This window comes from Desulfatibacillum aliphaticivorans DSM 15576 (assembly GCF_000429905.1).
Classification (GTDB): Bacteria; Desulfobacterota; Desulfobacteria; order Desulfobacterales; family Desulfatibacillaceae; genus Desulfatibacillum; species Desulfatibacillum aliphaticivorans.
On record NZ_AUCT01000018.1, the window covers coordinates 31,135 to 52,729 of the forward strand.

Genomic DNA, 21,595 nt, shown 5'->3' on the forward strand with positions numbered 1-21,595 from the left:
TTAAAGTTTTGATCAAACTTTTTCAAAAGTTTGCCGCCGGAGGCATGAAGTTTTCCTTGCCGCCGGAGGCAGGCTTATCCTGCTCTTTTTCTCTGTTCGTTTATCAGGCTTTGTAGGGGCTGTCGTCGCTTAGGAAATGGAGGATGGCCTGGCGTTTGGGGTGGGCGTCCAGCCAGGATCTGATTTCCTTGATTTTTGAATAATCGGGATCGCCGAATTTTTTGGCGTACAGGGCGTCCAGTGTTTGGGAATTTTGCTCCTGGCGCACTCCCGCCTGCCAGGGGGCGGTGAAGACCGAGTTGATTTCGTCGTGGAGGTTGCGGTCTTTCATGGCTTCCCATTCATTGGCGTCCAACCACACGCCTCCGCAGCCGCCGCAACGGTCTATTTTAAAATCCAGACCGTGGCCCACCTTGTATTTAACCATGAGGCGCGAGCATTCCGGGCAGAATTTGGCCTTTTCCACGTCGTGGATTTCCAGGGAAATATCTGAAAACGGCTTCTCCGGGAGCGTTCCTTGTTGTTTTTCCAGCCAATGGGAATAGTCGTTTGCCACGATCATGCGGCCTCCGCATTGGGCGCACGCGTAGGCGATGAGATCTTGTTCCAATTTTTCCCGCGTTAAACCGGCATTTTTACAAACAGGACAATCCATGAAATCCTCCACAACAGTTTTCTGGGACGATTGAAATAATCAGCTAAGTTTGATCGTGGGCATAATAGCACCATAATGGCAGTTTTTCAATTGGCTGGAAGAATGGATTGGATGAGAGAGGCAATAGGTGTAGCAGCGCAATGTTGGGTGAACCCGCGCGTCATTTGAATTGCCGAATTAATTCAAAAATCCCTTTATTATATTAAATTTCTATCACTTTTCTCTTGCGCAGAACCACCCAACCTACAATTCGATGGGTAGAATATTGCAGGCTGAATAAGCATCCGCGCGAAGCGCTATTTAAAGTTTTTTGCGGAGCTTTTTTTCAAAAAAGCGACTCGCCGAAGGCAGTTTTTAAATGTTTCACATGTTGGCGGCGACGGGGCCGAAAACGGTGCGGATGATGTTGTCCGTGAATGCTTCCGGGTCGATGCTTCTGTCGAAGAGCAGGCTTGGCAGGACTACGTGCTCCACGGTTCCCAGGATGGCCTGCATAAGAAACCAGGGTGAAACATCGTTCAATATCTCCCCGTTTTTAATGCCTTCTTGCACAATGGAAAGGATCAGGCCGCAGTATTCTTTGACGATCAGATAGGTTTCGCTGTCGTAGTATCCGGGGAAGTTGCGCACTTCAATAAGCAGAATTTTGGCGTGAATCCGATCTTTATTCCAATTATCCAGGGTGCGCCATATGAGCTTGCGCAGCTTTTGCAGGGCGCCGGACACGGCGACCAGGTCGGTGTAGAACTGCTGCAGGGATTTTTTTTGATGCTCGGCGAGGACGTAGTGGAGCAGCCCCCGCTTATCGCTGAAATACCGATAGATGAGAGATTCATTCACGCCGGACACGCGGGAGATTTCAGCGGTGGTGATGGAATTGAAATCCTTCTCCGCCAGCAGTTCCTCCAAAGCCATGGCCAGTTTGATTTTCCCTTTTGGGGTGGATTGCGTCCTTTGATAAGGCGTAGGGGCCTTTTGCCCGGCGGTCGAAGCGGCTTTGCGATTTCCCATATACGTGTATGCCTTTGCTGTTTGCCTGGTTTTGCGTCCTGATGAAATTATTTTCCCCGCCTTCGCCAAACGCAATCCTTTCATATTTCCGGCATTGCAAGCAGCCCTCATGATGCAAATCGGGCTTTTAAGAGGCTGGCCGGAACATCTTACTGGCCTGGGGTCAGGTCGCCTAACATAGCGTTATTTTTTTCATCCTGTCAAACGGAGTTGTTTGAAGCCATAGGCTTTGCGGCAGGCTTCAAAAACTGGAAACACGGCGTCGATTGCACTGGCCGTCTATGCGACGAGCCGGCTGATGTTGGGCCGATTCGGTTTGCTGTTTGTCCGCCCATCGAGCGGGAAGGCTAAAAGGATTTGACATGCTCCACTTTGATTGTATAGTATTACTTACCTTTAAGCAAGTATTAGATGCTTGCATTTCTGCAAATATTCCAAATGCACCCGCGCCGGAAAAAAATCGGCATGGGCAAAACGCAAAAACAACCGCTGACCCCAAAGCGAGGAAAAGCCATGAAGATCAAATCCGCCTCCGATTATATGGAAAGCCTGAAAAAACTGTCCCCCGTGATTTATTACAAAGGGGAAAGGATCGAGGACGTGACCGCCAGCCCGGCGACCGCGCCCCATGTACGGGCTGCGGCCATGACCTACGCACTAGCCAACACGGAGGAATACGGACATTTGGCTTCGGCGACGTCCCACTTAACGGGCCGGACCATCAACCGGTTCACCCATGTGCATCAGAACGTGGAGGACCTGATCAAAAAGGTCAAGCTGCTCAGGGTTTTGGGCCAAAAGACGGGGACATGCTTTCAGCGCTGCGTGGGATTTGACGGCATCAACGCCATGTATTCCGTGGCTTATGAAATCGATCAAAAATACGACATGGGGTATTTCGAGCGTTTTAAAAAATGGCTGATTCATATTCAGGACGAAAACCTGATGGTGGTCGGCGCCATGACAGATCCGAAGGGGGATCGGTCCAAAGGCCCGGCCGAGCAGCCGGACCCGGATCAATACCTCCATGTGGTCAAGCGCACCAACGACGGGATAGTAATTCGGGGGGCCAAGCTGCACATGACCGGCGCGGTCAATTCCCACGAAATTTTGATTATGCCCACGACGGCCATGGATGAGTCTTCCAAGGATTACGCCGTAGCCTGCGCCCTGCCCGTGGACGCCCCGGGGGTGACCATGATTTTCGGCAGGCAAGCCAATGACAGCCGCCGGGATCTGGAGGAAACCATTGACGTGGGCAAGCCTTCTTTCGGCATTGTGGGCGGCGAGGCGGTGATCGTTTTTGACGACGTTTTCGTGCCCTGGGAAAACGTTTTCATGGATGGGCAGACCGAATTCGCAAGCAGCCTGGTGTATCGCTTTGCGGCCCATCACCGGGCGAATTACGGGGCGTGCAAGACCGGGCTCATGGACGTTCTCACCGGCGCCGTGACCTACCTCGCCCAACTCCAGGGCTCCGCCAAGGGCTCGCATGTGCGGGATAAAGTCACGGAGATGATCCATTTAAGCGAAACCCTGTACAGCTCCTCCATCGCCTGCTCCGCAGAAGGAAGCCCCACCCCATCAGGGGCCTTCATGGTGGACACCATGCTGGCCAACGTGTGCAAGCACAACGTCACCCGCTTTCATTTTGAGGTGGCGCGCCTGGCCGTGGATCTTGCCGGCGGATTTATCGCCACCCTGCCCAGCGAGTACGATTTTCGCAACGAGGAAGTGGGGCATTTGATCAAAAAATACTTCTCCTGCGTGGACGGGCTGCCGGTGGAGGATCGAGTGAAGATAGGCCGGTTGATCGAAGCCATGACGGGAGGAACCGCCATGGTGGAGTCCATGCACGGCGCAGGTTCTCCCCAGGCGCAGCGCATCATGATATTCCGGGAAGGCAAATTAAACGAAAAGATCCAGTTCGCCAAGGCGTTGGCGGGAATACCGTCGAGGGCGAACAAATAGAAACAGGATAAAAAAAGGCCCCAAAAAAAGAGCTGTTAAAATCAGGCGTCCGGGACGGGGTTTGAATTCAGTTTGCAGGGAAAGGCGCACATTTTATCCGCCTCCGAGCAAACGTTGGGAGTGTTCCCGCGTTTTCTGAATTCTTCAAAATGGTCCAGCCAGCCTTCACCGGCTCTGGGGCATACATGAATAAACTCCAAAAAATCGGTGAACGATTCCAGGGTTTCCGGGCTTAATCCGTGCTCCATCTTGCAGGCTTCGTCGTCCGCCACGGTTTGGTCTATACGCAGAATATCCGTGAGGAACTGGTACAGAATTTCGTGCCTGCGGCGCATTTCCTTGCCCACTTTCACGCCGTCCGAGGTCAGACGCACATACTCGTATTTTTCGTAATGCACGTAACCCTTTTTACCCAGGGTTTTCAGCATGCTTGTCACGGTGGGCATTTTCACCCCCACAGCCTTGGCAATATCCCGAACGCGCACCACTTCCTTTTCCTGGTTCAGTTGGTAAATAGTCTCCAGGTAATCCTCCATCACGGAGGTCAGGGGTCTTTCGACCTTGGCGGGGGCCTTTTGGGCTTCATTCTTGGACTTTTTTTCCGTTGCCATGAGCGCCTCATATATGAGTTTGTTCTAACAGCATTTCTATATTCTATCGTATAGGGATCACGGAGCGGTGTCAAGGTCGGCAAAACAGGTCGGCGAAACGCCAAGGCCGCATCATCCCATGAATCAATAAGATTGGCTATTAGTATTATTTACTTTTTTAATAGGGTTAAAAAACAGGCCGGCTGCTTCAGGAATGCAGAGCCGCCAGGAACAGCAGCGTTCCCAGCGAGGTCAGCATAAAGGCCCCGAGCAGTTCCACAAAAACAAATATTCTATCCGCTGAGGCGAAGCGCCCTGCGGTCGCGGCCAGGCTTTTTTTCCCGAAGTGCCCAATTAGCACCACGCAAGCAATGGTAATGGCCATGCCCAGAATCTGGGTGAATGATAGGATGACGCCCAGCCACAGCATGCCCATGGACAAACAAAACAGCATGACGAAAACCACGCCCGGGCACGGGACCATTCCCATGAAAAAAGCAACGGAAAATATCCTTTTCCAGGAAAGGGATGCGTTGGAATAAGCACCCTGCTCCGTCTGCACGGAGTCTTCCTCCCCGGCGTCCCGTCCTTTCCTGATCTTAAGCAACCCGCTTACAAAAAGGACGGCGCCCAGGACGACCAGGGCGCCATAGCTGACCAACTGAACCACATGGCTGGTTTGATCCATGGATTGGGAGACGCCGGTTTCCAGGATAAATCGTGCGGCAAACACGATCAGGATGCCCGACATCCCGTGAAAAAAAGCTATCAGGGCGCCCAGGGCGATCACCCTTCCCACGCCTTGCCTTTGGGTGAGAATGTAGGAGCCTGCCACGGCTTTTCCGTGACCTGGCCCGGCGGCGTGCAGAATCCCGTACAAAAAGGTTATAGCCAACAAAGGAAGCAAGGGCGCGGCGGACCTTTGGTCCCTGGCCTCCCTGACCAGGCCGGAAATTTTTTGGTTTAAACCAGCCTGGATGACTATAATTTTATCTAAAAAGGGGTAGCTTAGCCGCGACTTCGATTGCTTTGATGTTGTTTCAGGCGTCTGCTTTTCCTGGGGAGCCTGATCTGAGTGGGGTTTAAAAAACGGGTTTTCGGCCTGAACCGCCGTTTGCCCCGCAAACTGCAATCCAATAATAACTAATAATATTAAAAAGATATTATATTTTTTAAAATTCATTCTTTCAACTTGAAACGGATTTCCGTTTCCCAGGGGTGAAGCATGCCGAAGTAATAGGATTTGTCCTGATTGACTTCTGTTTTGTGCTCAACCTGGAATTGCTCCTTTTTAGTCAACGAAATGGGATCTTCCGCAAAGGTGAGGGCGGAGTAAAAGGTGGGGTCGTATTGGGCGATGGTGACTGTCTTCCAACCCGCAATGGCCTTAACATGACAGGGTATGAAAAACTCGTAAACCAGTTTTTCGCCGTCCAGGCTGGCGTTGAAATCCTTGACGAACTGCACCTTAAAAGGCTTCCTGTTGATGGTGATTTCGGTAAAATACCCGTGCTCCTTGAGATGGTCGAAAGCCTGTTCCTTGATCATAGGAACGTGTTCGGGCATCATGGCGTAATCCGAAATTTCCAGCATATCTTCCAGGATGACGATGGTGAACATCTCGTCAAACACCCAGGTAGACTGAAAACCGGCCAATCCTGCCTCATCAAAGACAATCTCTATCTTGTTTTCCACAAACACATGGGGATGGGCGCGGACCTGGGGCGGAAGCAAAAACAGGCATGCAATGACTAATCCTGCGGCTGCTTTGTTATACAGCTTGAAAAAACGTGGCATATGGTTTTCCGCAAACCTCCCTGTCGGGAATCATATAGGTTTGCCGGAAATTGCCACGCCTCTATGGTTATGTCAAGGCTATAGTCTGTTCGGGCTTTTGGATCATTCGCCCTTTTCAGAATCGTCTTCCAAACATAGAGCGTCGCATTTTTCGTGCTCGCCGCGGCCGGGCAGGTTTGCCGGACACGAATCGCAGCCGCAGCAGCAGCCCGGCTCTTTGTTCTTAAAGGCGGCGCTGAATCGTCTGTAAAGATACCAGACCGAGACCAGCACTAAGATTCCTACTATAATTGCGTCCATTCTATTGTCTCCCTGCCGCTTAAAAAGAGTTTCCAGGGGCGACCCGGCAAAAGGCCGCCCCTTTTTAGAGCTTTTTAGAATGTGATGGCTGTTTCTGTTTTTCGGCGGCCCCCCGGTTAGTCGAGTTCCCGGGGGGGAAGGCCCTATTTCATATCCCTAACCTGCACCCAGATGACGGCGTCCTGGGAGAGTTCCTTGCCTTCGTGCTTATCCTGGGCGCCCGCGCCCAGAGCGCAGAATCCCCACCAACCGGACTTGGGCAGGCCAAAGGAAAACTCGCCGTTGGCATTGGCTTTAATGCCCATGGTCACAAAGGAGTCCTGGGGGGCTTCCGCGGCCGCAGCGGCGTCAAAGGCGTTCTTAACCATGTTGGGATTATGGTTAAGGTATTCCACTTCGATTTCCGCGTACGGAACGGGCTTTCCGCCGCCCATGACCACGCCGCGGAACACGTTGCCGGTCCACAGGGCGTAGGGTTTGTCCAGGGCAACGATTTCAGCGGGCAGGCCCAGTTCGGCGTCCCAATCCGTGGGGAAGCCGCCGGTGTTCACGACCATCTTGGTAATCTGCTGGATGTAAATGTCCTCTTCGGCTTCGTAATAAGGAGCGGGAACCAGCACGAACACGTTATCGCCCATGCCCCGCAGCTTGTATGAGGACTCAAAGGCCTTACCGCTGTTGGTCAGGCTTTTCCAGGTGATGGGCTTGAGCGTATCCTTAAGGTCCTTTTTCTTTTCCTTGCGGACCACGTAAAACTCCTCCGGAATTCCCATGTCCATGGTGTGTCCCGCTTCAAAGGGATGGGTGAAGACCATTTTCAAGGGAATTTCCTTGCCTTTGTCCAGAGCGGATTCCGGGGTGTAGATCATTTGAAAATGCGCAAGCGCGGGGGCGGCTATTGTGATGCAAAAAAAGGTCGCCAACAGGGCCAAGGATTTCTTCATTGTTTTCACTCCTCCATGGTTTGTTTTAGTCTGGTTGGGTGTTGTTATTCCGTGATTTCAGATCCGTCCACTTCCACAAGGTGGCCCGGGCCGGCGTCGAATTCGACTTTGTAATCCGAGTCCGGCTTGTCAAAGGTGTATTCGCTGTCTTCGTCCATTTTGCCCTGGTTCAGGACTTTGCCGTCCTTGTCCACAATGCGGATTTCCACGCCTGATGCGGAGGATCCGTCGGAAAAGCCGCCTTCGCACGTGATGGTTCCGTCTCCGTTATCGTAGCAGGAGCACAGGGGGGTGTGCGCCATAGCGGCTCCGGCCATTAGCAGGCTCGCGCCGGCAATGGTTAGCATGATGGTTTTGAACGTCTTCATAGTTTCTTTCTCCTTTTCTCAAACATATTGCGTTTTATTTTTGACAAAGCCCATGGCGATGGTGATCGCCAGGGCCAGTCCGTAAAAAGCCCACATAGCCTGCAGCCCTGTAAGCCCAAGGGCCGTTCCGCCTGAAAAAACAAGAACCGCCACGGACAATCCCAGAAACATGGGGTAGACCATGGAAAACAACATCCACTTGACCGAGCCGGTTTGGACCTTGACCGCGATGGTTGTAGCCAGGCAGGGGGGATACAGGACCATGAACAGCATAAGCGCCAGGGCGTGAAGCGGGGTGAAGCCCTCGGAGTCCCCTTCCATGCGCTGCTCCAGGGTCTGATTTTCCTGGCCGGATTCATCAGGCTGATACAAGGCCCCCAGGGTGGCGACGCTGCTTTCCTTGGCGGCCAGGGCGCTTAAGAGGGCCACGTTGACTTTCCAGTCAAACCCGGCGTACCGGGTTACCGGAGTGAGGGATTTGCCCAACTTGCCCAGGAAGCTGTTGTCGATGCGTTCCTTTTTCATTTCGCGCAGCAGCTTGTTTCTGGCTTTCACCAATTTTTTGAACTCCCGGTTTACTTTTTTGTCGTCTTTGCTCTGGGGCTGGGCGATCCGGAAGAAATCTTCATTCCGGCTCTTGAATTTCCCTTGCAGGGCTGCCATGGCTTCTTCGCCCTGCGTCATCATTTTGGCTGATTTGTATTCTTCCCAATAATTGACCATTTCCATCAGGGAGCCGCCCTGCAAAACCGTGTGATGTTCCGGGAACTTCACGATTTTTTTGTAGAACTTGGCTATGGCCTTGTCCTTGCCGTCTTCGTAATAGGCCATGCGTTCCGCACTGAGGCCCGGAAACTGAAGCAGGACGAAAATCACCACGGCCACGGCGGCCACAATAGTTGTGATTTTCCGGATGAACAGCCAGACCCGCTCGATGGCCCGCCCTAAAACCCCGCGCACGGAAGGTAGGTGGTAGGGAGGCATTTCCATGACAAAGGGGGCGGTTTCTTTATCCTTAAGCACCGTCAGGGTCAGCAATTTGGATACGGGCAGGACCATCAAAAGACTGATGGTTGAAATGAAAAACATGGCCCAGGCCTTGTGGGCCGCAAAGTAGATGTTGATCAAAAGCACGTACAAAGGAACCTTGGCCAGGCAGTTCAGCAAGGGGATGATCAGGATGGTGGCCAGCCGGGAGCGTTCGTCGGGAATGCCTTTGCAGGACATGACCCCCGGCACGGCGCAGCCGCCTACATAGATGCCGCCCAAAACCATGGGCAAGGTGGACTGGCCGTGAAGGCCGAATCGTCCGAACAGGCGATCCATGATAAAGGCCATGCGCGGCATGTATCCCGAGTCCTCCAAAATGGAGATAAGCGCGAACAGGATGAAAAATATGGGAACATAGTTCAGCAAGGCGTTGATGCTGTCTATGAACCATAGGGAAAAAGCCCTTAGTAGGGGGATTTCGATAAATCCGGGTGCGGGGGTAAGGGATTCCGCCAGACTGCGCAACTTTGCCAGCAAGGGCCAGGTGTAGTTGGTGAGGTTGTAGCCCTGGACGATGGCAAGGTAGTATAAAAGCCAAATAACCCCCACCAGAATCACCGGGCCTGCAAAACGGTGGCAAACAACGCCGTCCACCTTGTCCGTTAAGGTGCGTTTGTCAGGATCCAGGTTTATGATGCTGGTTCTGGCGATGTCCTCCGCAGCTTGATACCGCCGTTGGGCGATATGGACTTCGGGAGCGGCGGCGTGCCTCTCCTCGAATTTGCTTCTCAGGGTTTCGACGTAAGATAGAAACTCTTCGGCCCTGGAGTGCCGCTCCTGAACAAGCCCGGAAACCGCCTCATCCCCTTCCAGCAACTTCAGGGCGAACCAGCGGAGCGGGTATTGCGTGCCGATGGTGGTGTCCTGAAAAAGCTGATCCTCAACATCCTTGATATAGGGCTCAAGCGCGCCGTAGTCTATACGCACGGACTGGCGCTTGTCATTTTGGAATGCAACGCCCTCTATGGCCAAAAGCAGCTCGGCCTTGCCCTTGCCGTTTTTCATGGATGTGGGAACGGCTTTGACGCCAAGGCGCTGTTCCAGATTCTTAACGTCGATTTCCACGCCGCGCTTTTCAGCCACGTCCATCATGTTCAGTTCCAGGATCAGAGGTATTTCCATCTCCATCAACTGAAAGGACAAATACAGGCTGCGCTTGAGATTGGAAGCGTCCGTCACATTGACCACCACGGCAGGCTTTTCGTGAAGGATGAAATCCCTGGCCACGCGTTCTTCCGGAGAATAGGAGGTGAGGCTGTATGTTCCGGGGAGGTCCACCACCTCGAAACGCGAGCCGTTGTACCTTAACCAGCCGGTCTTTTTGTCGACGGTTACGCCAGGATAGTTGGCCACATGCTGGCTGGCGCCGGTGACTGCATTAAAAACCGTGGATTTGCCGCAATTGGGTTGGCCGGCAAGCGCCACAAGGATATTGCCAGACTTCATAAAACCTCCACTTCCACAAATCGCGCTTCGTCGTGGCGGAGGCTCATGCAGTATCCGTCCAATTCCAGTTCCATGGGATCTTTCAGGGGCGCATTGCGCAGCACCTTGACTTTAATACCCGAATACACGCCCATGTCCATGAGGCGTTGTCCGAGCTTATTCCCAATGGACAGTTTTTTAATTCTGCAATGGCTGCCTGGCTTTATTTGATCTAGAGTCATGGTGATTCCCCTAAGAAGGTTTGAAGGTTTCGCCCTCGGCCGGGCGCAACAATTAATTAGCTGGAAGTTTATGAGCAAACACTCATCAAGTTAGTACTATCTAATTTGACAAGATCAAGCTATCTTTCATTTATAGTGCTTTTTGTCAAGACTTTTTCCCCGCCCCCCCCCCGCCGCAGGTTCGCAATCCCCCGAAAATGCAGCTATAATTTTTTATATCCTGGCGTCTACAAACCGGTTGTAAGTCCGGAAAATGAAAACTCGTGAAAAACCTGGCGGCCGTTGCACGAAACCCGGTTGCGCCCGCGGTTTTTGGATTGATACAAGGCTATGTCCGCCTGTTTGATCAGCGTGGACAGGCAGGGCGCTTTGTCTCCCAATTGAGCCACACCGAAGCTGGCGGAGAAGGAGGCCTTGACGCCGTTGAGGTCGTGGGGCTCCCTTACCAGGGCCATGCGCAGCCTTTCCGCCACGCGGCGGGCGCCTTCTTCGTTGGTGTCGGGCAAAAGGATGGCGAACTCATCTCCTCCCATGCGCCCGAATACGTCTTCCTCGCGCAGGAGTTTTTTGATGACGGCGGACATGGTTTTAAGCGCCTGGTCACCGCACTGATGGCCATGGGAGTCATTGACCCGCTTGAAGTGGTCCATGTCGAAGTAGACCAGGGAGAGGGGCGAAGAGATTCTTTTCGATTGGGAGACCAGTCCGGCGCCCAGTTCCAAAAAATAAGCCCTGTTCCATAAGCCGGTCAGGCCGTCCATGCGGGCCAGGGTTTTGAGGCTTTCCAATCTGCGCCTTTTTTCCGTAACGTCGGCGATGAGCCCCTGGATTTCCGTCAACTTTCCCTGGTCGTCGAACAGGCCTTTGGCGCTGACCTCCACCCAGATGGTTTCGCCGTCCTTTCGCCGCAGGCGCAGGCTGTGAGCGGAAACGCTTTCCTCCTTGCCTAATTTTGCCATGAACTTCTTGCGCTGATCAGGGACGAAAAAAAGGTCTCGCCCTATGTCCTGTATGCCGGCCGTCATTTCTTCGGGCTTGGAGAAACCGAAAATCCTGGCCATGGAGGGATTGACGTCAATAAACCTTCCGTCCGGCGAGGATCGATAAATCCCCTGAAGGCTTCGCTCAAAGATGTTCCGGTATTTTTCTTCGCTTTGGGTCAGCTTGTCGTATAAGCGGTTCAACTGGCCCTGTATCCGGTCGCCCATTTTCACCAGGCGAAGGCTTTGGCGGTAGAGCTTTTTGTACTGGCCCAAAAGGATTTCGTAATCTTCCACGTCCACGGAGCCCTTGGATCTTTGAACCAATTTGGAGGCGCAGGAGATGGTGCGTTCCTCTTCTTCGAATATGGATTCCCACTTTTTCACGGACGGTCCTCATATGCCTGAATTTTAAAATTGGCGTATTGCAGTTCCTCGGCGAACTCCTCTCCGCATTCTTGGGAAATTTCGTTTTCCGCATGGTGCTTCCAGGCGATGTTCACCAAAATCCGTTTTTTGGCGGCCTCCTCCAGCATGTCAAAGATGTTCATAAGCACTTTGGAGGTGGATGAGTTGAAATATATGATGTCCAGGTCCACCTGGATTTTGTCTCCGGGAGTGCGGGAACTGAGAAACTCCTCCAGCCAGGCAGCCACCGGGGTGAAGAACTTCAGGGCGTTTTCCGGGTAGGATTCGCCGGACATGGCCAGCGTGGAGGTTTGGGGATCGAAATCCACCCCCAGGGTGGAAGCGGTTTGTTCAATTAATAGTTGCTGCATATTACAATCACCCTATAGCTTTGATGCAAAAGAAAACGGACTCATTGTCGATGGGCGCCAAGCGGCAGACCGGCGGTTCGCTGGCCCTGCGAAACATTTCTATGATGCCCAATCCGGCGCCTTTGCTGTCCTCCGCCGGCTCGGTCCGGCGCATTTTTTTATACAGGGCTTTGAGTTCGTTCTTGTCCATTTTCTGGAGATCCTTGATGCGCTTGAACATTTTCCGGCCTTGTTCCCGGGTGGTTTTGTTGCCGCATACAATGTAAAATTTGTCTTCCAGACGGCCCACAATGACCACGCCGTGCTTCAATCCTTCCCTTTGTCCGTCCTGGGGTTGCTTGTGCTCCGTGGAATAGTTGACGATGTTTTGCACCTGCTCCACAAAGATGGAAAAAACCTTCTGGATGGTGGTCATCCCGATTTGCTCCAACTCCATTTCCTTGCGCAGGGCCTGGCCGATGCTTTCCACTATGTTCTGGGATGCAGGTCCGCTAAAGCAGAACATCACCCCGTCGCTTTTCATTTCTTCATATAATTCCGGCAATGCATTCAACATGATCTTCCCCTTGTCGAAAAACCCAATACGGTCACGTCGTCCCTTTGATCCATGCGTCCCTGGTATTCCCTAAAAGCCTGTTCCAGGCTGGCTTTTTGGCCGTCCATGGAAAGGGTTTGATTTTCCTTCATCAATTGGCGCAGGCGCGTGCGCCCAAAAGGCAGGCCCTTGGCGCCTCCGGCCTGGTCGGTGATTCCGTCGGTGTACAAGTAAACCGCGTCCGCCTCATCCAAGGGCGCGGCGTGGTTGATAAAGGCCCGCCCGGTTTTTTCGTTGGCGAACCCGACCCCGCGTTTTACCCCGACGATTTCATGCAATCCGTTCGGGCCGGAGAGCAGCAAGCGCCCCCTGGCGCCCGAGTAATGCAGCAAGCGATTGTTCCAATCGATGCAGCACACGCCGCCTTCCATGCCGTCGTTGGAAAGGCTTTCCGGCTTGTGCTGGGCCAGGGATTGGCGAATGGAGCGGTCCATGCGGGTCAGGAGCCTGGCCGGGTCCGTATTGCAGGATTCGTCGTAATTCTGTTCAAACAGGGAGTTGGCGATGAGCGTTAAAAAGGCGCCGGGCACGCCGTGGCCCGTACAATCGATGACGGCCAGGATGCTGAAGCCGCCTGCGCTCCTGACCCAGTAAGCATCTCCGCCCACGCCGTCCCGGGGCGCCCAGAGCAAAAAATAGTCCCCCAGGGCCTTTTCCAGCTTGCGGGCGGAAGGCAGGAAAGATTGCTGGATCAGGCTGGCGTATTCGATGGACTCCAGGATTTGCCGCCGGGTGCGGTCCAGGTTCTGGAGGACCTTCTCCAACTTGGCCTCTCTGGTCACCAGGCCTTGCACCATCCAATAGATGTTCCTTTGCAGACGGATGAAATCGTGCTCGTCCCCTTCCTCGTCAGGCAGGTTGGGGGGAGCGGCGGGCCGGCCGGCCTTGACCTCATCCACGTAATTATTGATGCGCCGGGTCTGGCGCAGCACCAACAACTCCTCCACGGCCTTGGAAAAAGGGTAAATAAAAATGACGAACCCGGTGATATATAAAGCCAGTGCACTGTGGAACTGCTCCGGCCGGCCTTGGTGAAGAAAAAGCAGGCCCGCCAGCGCCGGGGCCAGGCCCACGGCCAATAGAATCAGGTTCAGCTTCACGCCCAGGCTGACCTCGGAAAGCCGGTCCGCAAACCTGTTGAAGGTATTTTTTCGGCGGGGAGCGCCCGCATTTTTCACACTGTTTTCCGCTAACATTCCAATAACTCCTGTTTCAAAAAAAACTCCTGCAGCCTTCGGCGCCTGCTCAGCACTCGCCCATCCCGGCCCTTTTAATCAGGCTGATTTTGTTGTGATGGACCGCATTCTCCTCTTCCGCCAGGCGCTGGAAAATCTCCTTGATCTGGGAGGAATGCCGCAACGCCGCAGCCGTCACCCGGGGATCGAACTGGGAGCCGGAGAATTTCTCCAATTCCTCCAGGACCTCGTCAAAGGTTTTGGCCGGCCGATACGAGCGGCGCCCGAGCATGGCGGACATGCTGTCCGCCACGGCAATGATTCTGGCGCCCATGGGGATGGAATACCCCGACAGCCCAAGGGGATATCCCTTTCCATTAAAGGCCTCGTGATGGTGCAGGACCATTTTGGGAAGCCCGGTCTTAACGATTTCGTGGATGGGCATTAATATGGCTTCGCCGATCTGGGGATGCCGGCGCATGACCTCCCACTCGCCCGGGGTCAAATGGCCTTGCTTGTTCAAGACGCAGGCGGGCACGCCGATTTTTCCTATGTCATGCAAATGGCCGCCTATGTGGACTAAAATCGCCTCACGGGCGCCCAGGCCCAGCCAGACAGCCAATGCGTAGGAGACCTCGGCCACCTCCACGGAATGGCTGCGGGTGTAGGCGTCCTTGGCGTCAATGGCCACCCCAAGGGATTCGGAAAACTGGTGAATGGTGGAAATCAACTTGCCGCAGCCGTTGATCCGCGGCCGGGGATAGGGGCGCCCCGTTTCAAACAACTCAAGATGCTTCTTCATGCAAATCATGTCTTTCAACGATACTTCCGGGCGCAGTTTTTTACCGGCCTCTTGGGAGGCATAGCCGGAGGAAAAGGCTGCGAGTTATTTATTAAAAAGGACCATCCATTTTTTTACATAATATAATAAAGATAGATATTTCTAATTTTAAGGCTGAAAAACGCACCGGTATCTTTTGGGAATCGCTCCCGGATCCGGCGCTTGCATGCTTCCTGCCGTTTTGCTGGCCCTTTGCTTAAAGGGCGTGCAGTTTGGAGTTTCGATTTATCCGGTCATGGGTTTCGCGCCCTTGAGTTAGATAAATCTAATAAGTTTTGTTATATCTATAATGACGCGCTGTCAAGCGGTTTTTTAAAACAGAAAACGTTCGAGTAATTTGCGCATCCACCTTCCAGGCTTTTAATTTATGTCCAGCCTCCATTCCACAAAGACACTGGGTCCCCGTTTCCGGGAATGCGGCAGGATGATTGCATAAAACAGCAATTATCCGACCGGCTCCCTCCAGGGGAGGACGAAGAACTGAGGCTTTGGCAGCCAAAGGGTCGTCATCCCGGCAAGGGCGATCCGCTTTTCAGGATCGTCCGTAAGCCTGGACCCAGCGTTATTCTCAGACTTGCCCTGAAAAATGATTACTTGTTTGAAGACAAACTTGGTATTAGATCTGCAGTCCCATTAGAAATGACGCCACGAAATATTTTTGGGATAAACGGTTTATGAAGGGTCTTCCTGCCCAAGCAGGATCAGGACTTCGCGGGCGGCGTCCTGTTCGGCGGCTTTTTTGCTGCGGCCTTTGCCCTGGGAGGTGAATTCCTTGTTGACGGTGGCCTGGGCCACAAAGGTTTTTTCGTGGTCCGGGCCGAACTCGCGAATCAGCTCGTAGCTGGGGGTAATCCGCAGTTTGGACTGGGCGTATTCCTGCAGCCGGGTTTTGTAGTCCTGGGCCGCGGCCACGGCGACCTCTTCCGGGATTAAGGGGGCAATGAGGTTTTTAATGACCTTGAAGGCGTCGGCGTACCCGGAGTCCGAATAAATGCCGCCGAACACGGCTTCCAGGCTGTCCGCCAGGATGGAATTTTTGTCCCACCCCCGGCCCCGGGCCTCGCCCTTGCCCAAAAGAAGATGCTGGCCTATTCCCAGGCTTCTGGCGATTTCCGCCAACTGCCCTTCGTTGACCAGGCTGGCCCTTAAACGGGAAAGGTCGCCTTCCCTGTTCTCGGAATATTTGGACATGAGCATGTCGCTGACGGCCAGGTTCAGGACGGCGTCTCCCAGAAACTCAAGGCGCTCGTTATGGGTCCAGGTGCAATCCGGGTGTTCGTTGACGTAGGAGCTGTGGCACATGGCCTCCAGGAGCAGTTCAGGGGTTTTGAAATTATACCCCAGCGCTTCTTCCAGCAAGCCCAGGTCTTTTCCCGGCGGAATCTCAAAGCATCCGGCCTGCGCCTCTGTTTCCTTGTGATAGGCCAACAGGCGGTCATAGAGTTCCAGAGGCACGAACAGGTCGCCCTTGCCGGTTCCCATTTGGATATCCGGCTTGCTGGCGCCGTGGTAGTCCGAACCGCCGGTGATCAGCAGGTCCAGCTTTTGGGCCATTGCAAAATAACGGGCCACCATGTCCGGGTTATGCTGGGGATAATACACCTCCAGCCCGGCCAGGCCCCAATCCTTTAGCTGGCTCAAGAAGTCAAACAAGACGTCCGGGGAAAACTCCAGGGAAAACGGATGCGCGCAGACAGGCAAGCCGCCGGATTTGAGAATAAGCTCCACGGCCCTTTGGGCGGACAAGCGGTATTTCCCTACATAAGCGGCCTGATCCTTGGCCAGGTAGTAGTCAAAGGCTTCGCGGGTGGTGTTGACGAATCCCTTTTTGACCAGGGCCTGGGCGATGTGCGGCCGTCCCACCTGGCCGCCGCCGGAAATTTCCTCGGCCTCGGCCAGGGTGACGTCCATGCCCAGGGATTGCAGTTTTCTGATGATCTTTGGATTTCTGTCCGCCCTGGCGTCCTGGAGCACCTTTAAGGCTCTCTCCAGCTCGGGCTCTTGGGGGTCGATAAAATACCCCAGGATATGAAGGCTTCCCCCGGAAGGAAAAGGGGAAGGGATGTCCGCGGAAATCTCCACGCCCGGGACGAACTCCAGGCCCTCCGGAATGCCGGACTCCAGGGCGTTTAGGGTTCCATCTACCGTATCATGGTCTGTAATGGCGATGGCGCGCAGTTCCAGGTCTTTGGCCGCCGCCAAAATCTCCTGGGGGGTGAGCGTGCCGTCAGAGGCGGTGGAATGAATATGCAGGTCTATCCGGCCATCCTTAGATGCCAAGGGCTCTCTCCCTGGCTTCAGCCTTGGTCTTGCAGTCAATGCATTGGGTGGTGACAGGTCTGGCCTTGAGGCGCTCTATGGAAATGTCCTCTCCGCATTCTTCGCAAATCCCGAACTCTCCGTTATCGATCCTGTCCAGGGTCTTACGAATTTTTTTGATGAGTTTGCTTTCTCTATCTCGAATTCTGAGCATAAAGTTGCGATCGGTTTCCACGGAAGCGCGGTCGGTGGGGTCGGGAAAGTTTTCCTTGCGCTCGGACATGTCGTTCACCGTGTCGCCTGCATAATGCAGCAACTCATTCAACTGATCTTCGAGCATCTTTCTAAACATTTCCAGGTCTTTTTTCTTCATCGCGACACCTCGAAATCTTGAACTGTAAAACTCGAACTTAACAAGCAGCCTCAACCGAAAAGAGAGTTTACCTATCATAGCCGATTTTGCTTGTAAAGCACTATCTCCGTTTTACCGAACTTTTCCCGGCCGGCTTTTTTTCGGTCCGGGCATGACAGGGTTATCGGTATAGTTGACGGATTCCTTTAATGTCAACTATTTAGGGCCATTACTTAAAATTTTTCAAGCCCTTCTTTTCCGTTTTGCAACCCCTTCCAGCGCCTGGATGATGGGTGGAGCCAACAGCCTGCTTTGCAATCCCGAACGTCCTCCCCTCCCTGGATTCCGTGCGGGATTCACTATATTTTATCAAACTTTCCCGCTGGTTACAAGCCTTGCAAAATGCTCGAAGGAGCGGTCGTAGGTCGCCTCGGCGTCCGCGGGAAAGACGCAGCCGGGAAGTTGCCTGCTTTTAAGATGGTAGGCAATGCACTCGCAGCAGATTCCCTGCTTGGCGCAGGACGAATAAGTGCAGGTGCACCTTTCCAGGTTTTTTTCCTTTTTACACTCCATGCATTCTCCTTTGCTTTCTTACGCCTGTTCCACGAAAGGCCTCACTGGTTTCCAAAGCCGTTTTGTCCGCCGCAATCCGGGCATTGCCACGTGATTCCATTGCAGGACATGCCCCAAAAATTTTCTTCCATGCAATCCTGGCAAATCTGAAACCCGCACCGGCAGGTCCAGTTGAATTCCGTTTTTCTTCCGCAGCAGGAGCAGGTGTGGCCCCGCAGGGCTTTTTTTTGCCGGTAGCTGCTTTTCTTCTTTTCGCTCATGGTTCCATATCTCCGATCATGGAACTCTTCATAACACGGTTCTTGTGCTTTTGGTTAACTGATGATAGCCTTCAGTAAAAAGTTAAATAAGGAGGCGTATGATGTCAAGCGGCAACAATATCGGAATCACCCGGGACGAGGCGTTATCCCTGTTAAAAGAGCACATTAAGAACGAAAGAACAATTAGCCACTGCCTGGCGTCCGAGGCCATTATGCGCGCCTTGGCCAGGCGATTTTCCCAAGATGAGGAATTGTGGGGAATTGCGGGCCTGCTCCATGACCTGGATTATGAAATCGTCAATGAGGATGAATACACTCACGGAAAGGTTGCGGCGGAAATGCTTGGAGAAAAAGGCTGCTGCGAGGCCTTGAGCGACGTCATTGCCAAGCACAACGCCGAAGGCCTGGGCCTGGAGCGAACCACCCAGTTTGAGCACGCCCTCACCTGCGCCGAAAGCATTACAGGCCTTATTACGGCCACCGCCCTGGTGCAGCCGGACAAAAAGCTGTCCAGCGTCAAGCCGAAAAGCGTGAAAAAACGCATGAAGCAGACCGCTTTCGCCCGGGCCGTAAGCCGCGAAAGGGTTTTGGAGTGTGAAGACATCGGCGTGCCCATCGCCGAATTCTGCGCCCTGGGCGTGGAAGCCATGCAGGAAATCGCCGACGACCTGGGCCTGTAACCCCATCCCGCCATGGAGACCTCATGAAAACCATCTATCTTGTCGACGGAAGCGCGTATATTCATCGGGCTTTTCACGCGGTAAGGAACCTTTCCAATTCCAAGGGCCTGCCTACCAACGCGATTTTCGGCTTTACCAACATGATGCTCAAGCTCATCAACGACAAAAAGCCCGAATACGCCGCCATGGTCTTTGACGCAAAGGGCCCGACTTTCCGCCACGAGATGTACAAGGACTACAAGGCCAACCGGCCTCCCATGGACGAAGCCCTGGCCGTTCAAATTCCTTATATCAAAAACGTCACCGAGGCCTTTAACATGCCTATGCTGGAAATGCAGGGCTACGAGGCTGACGACCTCATCGGCACGCTTGCCAAAAAGGCCGAAAAACAGGGTTTTATGGTGGTCATGGTCACCGGGGACAAGGATTTCAACCAGTTAGTCACCAACAAATCCGTGGTGTGGGACCCCATGAAGGACGAAACCCGCACCGTGGAAAGCATTACGGAAAAACAGGGCCTGCCTCCGGACAAGGTTATCGAAATTATGGCTCTCTCCGGCGACTCGTCGGACAACATCCCCGGCGTTCCCGGCATCGGCCCCAAGACGGCCATCGCCTTGATCCAGGAATTCGGCAGCCTGGAAGGCGTGTACGAAGGCGTTGAAACCATCACCAAGAAAAAGCAGAAGGAAAATCTTCAAACTTATAAGGACGACGCCTTTTTAAGCCACAAGCTGGTGACCATAGAAACCGACGCTCCCGTGGAATTCGACCCGGAAAAGCTGCGCATTCAAGAGCCGGACTCCCAAAAACTGGCCAAGATTTTCTCCGAGCTGGAATTCAGGGATTTGAGCAAAGCCTATCCGGTAAAGACCGACCTGAGCAAAAAGGAATACACAGCCTTAACCACCGAGGAAGACCTGAAGGCTCTGGCCGAAAACCTGGAAAAGGCCGGCGTCTTCGCTCTGGACACGGAAACCACAGGCATAGATCCCATGCAGGCCTCTTTGGTGGGCATGTCCTTTTCCTATGAGGCGGACAAGGCCTTTTACGCGCCCCTCACCCATGATTACCTGGGAGCGCCGGATCAGGTCGGGGTGGAAAAAGCCCTGGAAATTTTGGGTCCGATCCTGTCCAACCCGGAAATCAAGAAAATCGGCCAGAACATCAAATACGACTGGATCGTGCTGGCGCGCCACGGCGCGGATCTACAGGGAGTCGCTTTTGACACCATGGTGGCGTCTTATCTGCTCAATCCCTCCCATAGAAGCCACGGGCTGGATCAGATCGCCATGGAATTGCTGGAGCACCGTATGATCTCCTACGAGGAGGTGTGCGGCAAGGGCGCCAAGGCCATTACTTTCAATCAGGTTCCTTTGGAAAAAGCCGTGCCTTACGCCTGCGAGGACGCGGACGTTACGTTCCAGATATACGGGCTGCTTCAGCCCAAGCTGGAGAAAAACCAACTCCTGGAGCTTTTCGAAACCGTGGAAATGCCCCTGGTCAGAGTGCTGGTCAAGATGGAGATGGAAGGCATCACCGTGGATTCGGACCAGCTTCAAGCCCTGTCCAAGGAATTCCAGGGGGGGATGGAGTCTGCGGAAAAGGAAATCTACCAGCTGGCCGGGGAGGAGTTCAACATCGCCTCGCCCCAGCAATTGGGCCATATTTTATTTGAAAAGCTGGGCCTGCCGGTCCAGAAAAAAACCAAGAAGAAAACCGGCTATTCCACGGACGTGAAGGTCCTGACCACCCTGGCCTCCCAGCACGAATTGCCGGCCCTGATTTTGCGTTACCGGTCCGTGGCCAAGCTGAAAAGCACCTATGTGGACGCCCTGCAATCCCTGATTCACCCCCAAACCGGGCGGGTGCACACCTCGTTCAACCAGAACGTGACCGCCACGGGCAGGCTGAGCTCCAGCAATCCCAACTTGCAGAACATCCCGATCAGAACCCCCGAGGGCAAACGCATCCGGGAGGCTTTTATCCCGCGCAAGGGCTGGGAAATGTTCTGCGCGGATTATTCCCAGATCGAACTGCGCATTCTCGCCCACTTGTCCCAGGACGAGTTCTTGATCGAGCTGTTTAAAAACGGCGAGGACATCCACAAAAGGACGGCGTCGGAGGTCTTCGAGCTGTTCCCGGAATTCGTCACGGACGAAATGCGCCGCCAGGCCAAGGCCATAAACTTCGGCATCATCTACGGCATGGGCGCCTTCCGGCTGTCCAACGAAATCGGCGTCAGCAGAAAAACCGCGCAACGCTACATAGACAATTACTTCGTCACTTACAAAGGCGTTAAGGAATTCATCGAAAACACCATCGCCCAGGCCCACGAAACCGGCATGACCAAAACCCTTCTGGGCCGCACCCGTCCCCTGCCTGACATCAACGCCAAAAACCGGGTGCTCATGGAAGCGGCGGAGCGCATAGCAACCAACACGCCCATCCAGGGAACCGCCGCCGATCTCATCAAGGTCGCCATGATCAAGGTGCAAAACGCCGTGGAAGAACAAAACATGCAGACAAAAATGCTGCTCACCGTGCACGACGAACTGGTCTTTGAATCCCCTCCGGAGGAAATCTTCCAGGCCCAAGTCATGGCCGAACAAATGATGGAAAACGTCTGGGATCTGGACGTGCCCCTGAAAGTGAACATCGAGTCCGGCAAAAACTGGGCGGAAGCCCATTAAGGGCCGAAGAAAAAAAGGAGAAAAGCGCCTCCGACGGCAAACTTTTAAAAAAGTT

The 21,595-nt window shown here is 53.6% G+C and carries 22 protein-coding genes; 3 read left to right on the forward strand and 19 right to left on the reverse strand.

What is annotated here, in order from left to right:
- Positions 1–103: 103 nt before the first annotated feature.
- Positions 104–655, reverse strand: coding sequence for a zf-TFIIB domain-containing protein (locus G491_RS0115720; protein ID WP_028315279.1), 552 nt, complete (start codon positions 653–655; stop codon positions 104–106).
- Positions 656–1,018: 363 nt separating this feature from the next.
- On the reverse strand, positions 1,019–1,666 hold the full coding sequence (locus G491_RS31050) for a TetR/AcrR family transcriptional regulator (RefSeq protein ID WP_169829446.1): 648 nt from the start codon (positions 1,664–1,666) through the stop codon (positions 1,019–1,021).
- Positions 1,667–2,179: 513 nt separating this feature from the next.
- Between G491_RS31050 and G491_RS0115730 the strand changes: the two genes are divergently transcribed.
- Entirely contained in the window at positions 2,180–3,637 is a 1,458-nt protein-coding gene (locus tag G491_RS0115730; RefSeq protein ID WP_028315280.1) for a 4-hydroxyphenylacetate 3-hydroxylase family protein, read from the forward strand.
- Positions 3,638–3,678: 41 nt separating this feature from the next.
- Here the strand turns inward: G491_RS0115730 and G491_RS0115735 are convergent, their stop codons facing one another.
- From G491_RS0115735 to G491_RS0115815, 17 genes are all read right to left on the reverse strand, one after another.
- Positions 3,679–4,248 (reverse strand): metal-dependent transcriptional regulator, encoded by a 570-nt coding sequence (locus G491_RS0115735; RefSeq protein ID WP_028315281.1) that lies wholly within the window; start codon positions 4,246–4,248, stop codon positions 3,679–3,681.
- 187 nt (positions 4,249–4,435) lie between these two features.
- Positions 4,436–5,410 (reverse strand): nickel/cobalt transporter, encoded by a 975-nt coding sequence (locus G491_RS0115740; RefSeq protein WP_028315282.1) that lies wholly within the window; start codon positions 5,408–5,410, stop codon positions 4,436–4,438.
- Positions 5,407–6,024: a DUF1007 family protein gene (locus G491_RS0115745; RefSeq protein WP_028315283.1), complete on the reverse strand. Its 618-nt coding sequence runs from the start codon at positions 6,022–6,024 to the stop codon at positions 5,407–5,409. Before G491_RS0115745 ends, G491_RS0115740 begins: the two co-directional genes overlap by 4 nt.
- A gap of 102 nt (positions 6,025–6,126) precedes the next feature.
- Positions 6,127–6,324: a FeoB-associated Cys-rich membrane protein gene (locus G491_RS31055; RefSeq protein WP_035219090.1), complete on the reverse strand. Its 198-nt coding sequence runs from the start codon at positions 6,322–6,324 to the stop codon at positions 6,127–6,129.
- Between the two features lie 143 nt (positions 6,325–6,467).
- Entirely contained in the window at positions 6,468–7,268 is an 801-nt protein-coding gene (locus tag G491_RS0115755) for a DUF4198 domain-containing protein (RefSeq protein ID WP_028315284.1), read from the reverse strand.
- 44 nt (positions 7,269–7,312) lie between these two features.
- On the reverse strand, positions 7,313–7,636 hold the full coding sequence (locus G491_RS0115760) for a hypothetical protein (RefSeq protein ID WP_028315285.1): 324 nt from the start codon (positions 7,634–7,636) through the stop codon (positions 7,313–7,315).
- Between the two features lie 18 nt (positions 7,637–7,654).
- A complete protein-coding gene (gene feoB, locus G491_RS0115765) occupies positions 7,655–10,132 on the reverse strand; it encodes a ferrous iron transport protein B (protein WP_028315286.1) in 2,478 nt (825 codons plus the stop codon).
- Positions 10,129–10,353, reverse strand: coding sequence for a FeoA family protein (locus G491_RS0115770; RefSeq protein WP_028315287.1), 225 nt, complete (start codon positions 10,351–10,353; stop codon positions 10,129–10,131). Before G491_RS0115770 ends, feoB begins: the two co-directional genes overlap by 4 nt.
- A gap of 227 nt (positions 10,354–10,580) precedes the next feature.
- The gene (locus tag G491_RS31060) at positions 10,581–11,720 is read right to left on the reverse strand and encodes a sensor domain-containing diguanylate cyclase (protein ID WP_051327299.1); all 1,140 of its coding nucleotides are present in this window, start codon (positions 11,718–11,720) and stop codon (positions 10,581–10,583) included.
- Positions 11,717–12,112: a DUF1987 domain-containing protein gene (locus tag G491_RS0115780; RefSeq protein ID WP_028315288.1), complete on the reverse strand. Its 396-nt coding sequence runs from the start codon at positions 12,110–12,112 to the stop codon at positions 11,717–11,719. The genes G491_RS31060 and G491_RS0115780 overlap by 4 nt, the downstream gene beginning before the upstream one ends.
- 7 nt (positions 12,113–12,119) lie before the next feature.
- The gene (locus tag G491_RS0115785; protein WP_028315289.1) at positions 12,120–12,668 is read right to left on the reverse strand and encodes a SiaB family protein kinase; all 549 of its coding nucleotides are present in this window, start codon (positions 12,666–12,668) and stop codon (positions 12,120–12,122) included.
- Entirely contained in the window at positions 12,662–13,903 is a 1,242-nt protein-coding gene (locus G491_RS0115790; protein WP_028315290.1) for a SpoIIE family protein phosphatase, read from the reverse strand. The genes G491_RS0115785 and G491_RS0115790 overlap by 7 nt, the downstream gene beginning before the upstream one ends.
- Positions 13,904–13,952: 49 nt before the next feature.
- On the reverse strand, positions 13,953–14,684 hold the full coding sequence (locus tag G491_RS31065) for an HD-GYP domain-containing protein (RefSeq protein WP_211239150.1): 732 nt from the start codon (positions 14,682–14,684) through the stop codon (positions 13,953–13,955).
- A gap of 711 nt (positions 14,685–15,395) precedes the next feature.
- Entirely contained in the window at positions 15,396–17,003 is a 1,608-nt protein-coding gene (gene rnc, locus G491_RS36325; protein WP_028315291.1) for a ribonuclease III, read from the reverse strand.
- A complete protein-coding gene (gene dksA / locus G491_RS0115805) occupies positions 16,993–17,355 on the reverse strand; it encodes an RNA polymerase-binding protein DksA (protein ID WP_015947505.1) in 363 nt (120 codons plus the stop codon). The genes rnc and dksA overlap by 11 nt, the downstream gene beginning before the upstream one ends.
- Positions 17,356–17,703: 348 nt before the next feature.
- Positions 17,704–17,907: a DUF6485 family protein gene (locus G491_RS0115810; protein ID WP_015947506.1), complete on the reverse strand. Its 204-nt coding sequence runs from the start codon at positions 17,905–17,907 to the stop codon at positions 17,704–17,706.
- Between the two features lie 41 nt (positions 17,908–17,948).
- Complete coding sequence (locus G491_RS0115815; RefSeq protein WP_015947507.1) at positions 17,949–18,167, reverse strand: hypothetical protein; 219 nt, start codon at positions 18,165–18,167, stop codon at positions 17,949–17,951.
- A 98-nt stretch (positions 18,168–18,265) separates the two neighbouring features.
- On the opposite strand from G491_RS0115815, the gene G491_RS0115820 reads away from it, so the two are divergent.
- Positions 18,266–18,847: an HDIG domain-containing metalloprotein gene (locus G491_RS0115820; protein ID WP_211239151.1), complete on the forward strand. Its 582-nt coding sequence runs from the start codon at positions 18,266–18,268 to the stop codon at positions 18,845–18,847.
- Between the two features lie 23 nt (positions 18,848–18,870).
- Positions 18,871–21,540: a DNA polymerase I gene (polA, locus tag G491_RS0115825; RefSeq protein WP_028315293.1), complete on the forward strand. Its 2,670-nt coding sequence runs from the start codon at positions 18,871–18,873 to the stop codon at positions 21,538–21,540.
- Positions 21,541–21,595: the final 55 nt, after the last annotated feature.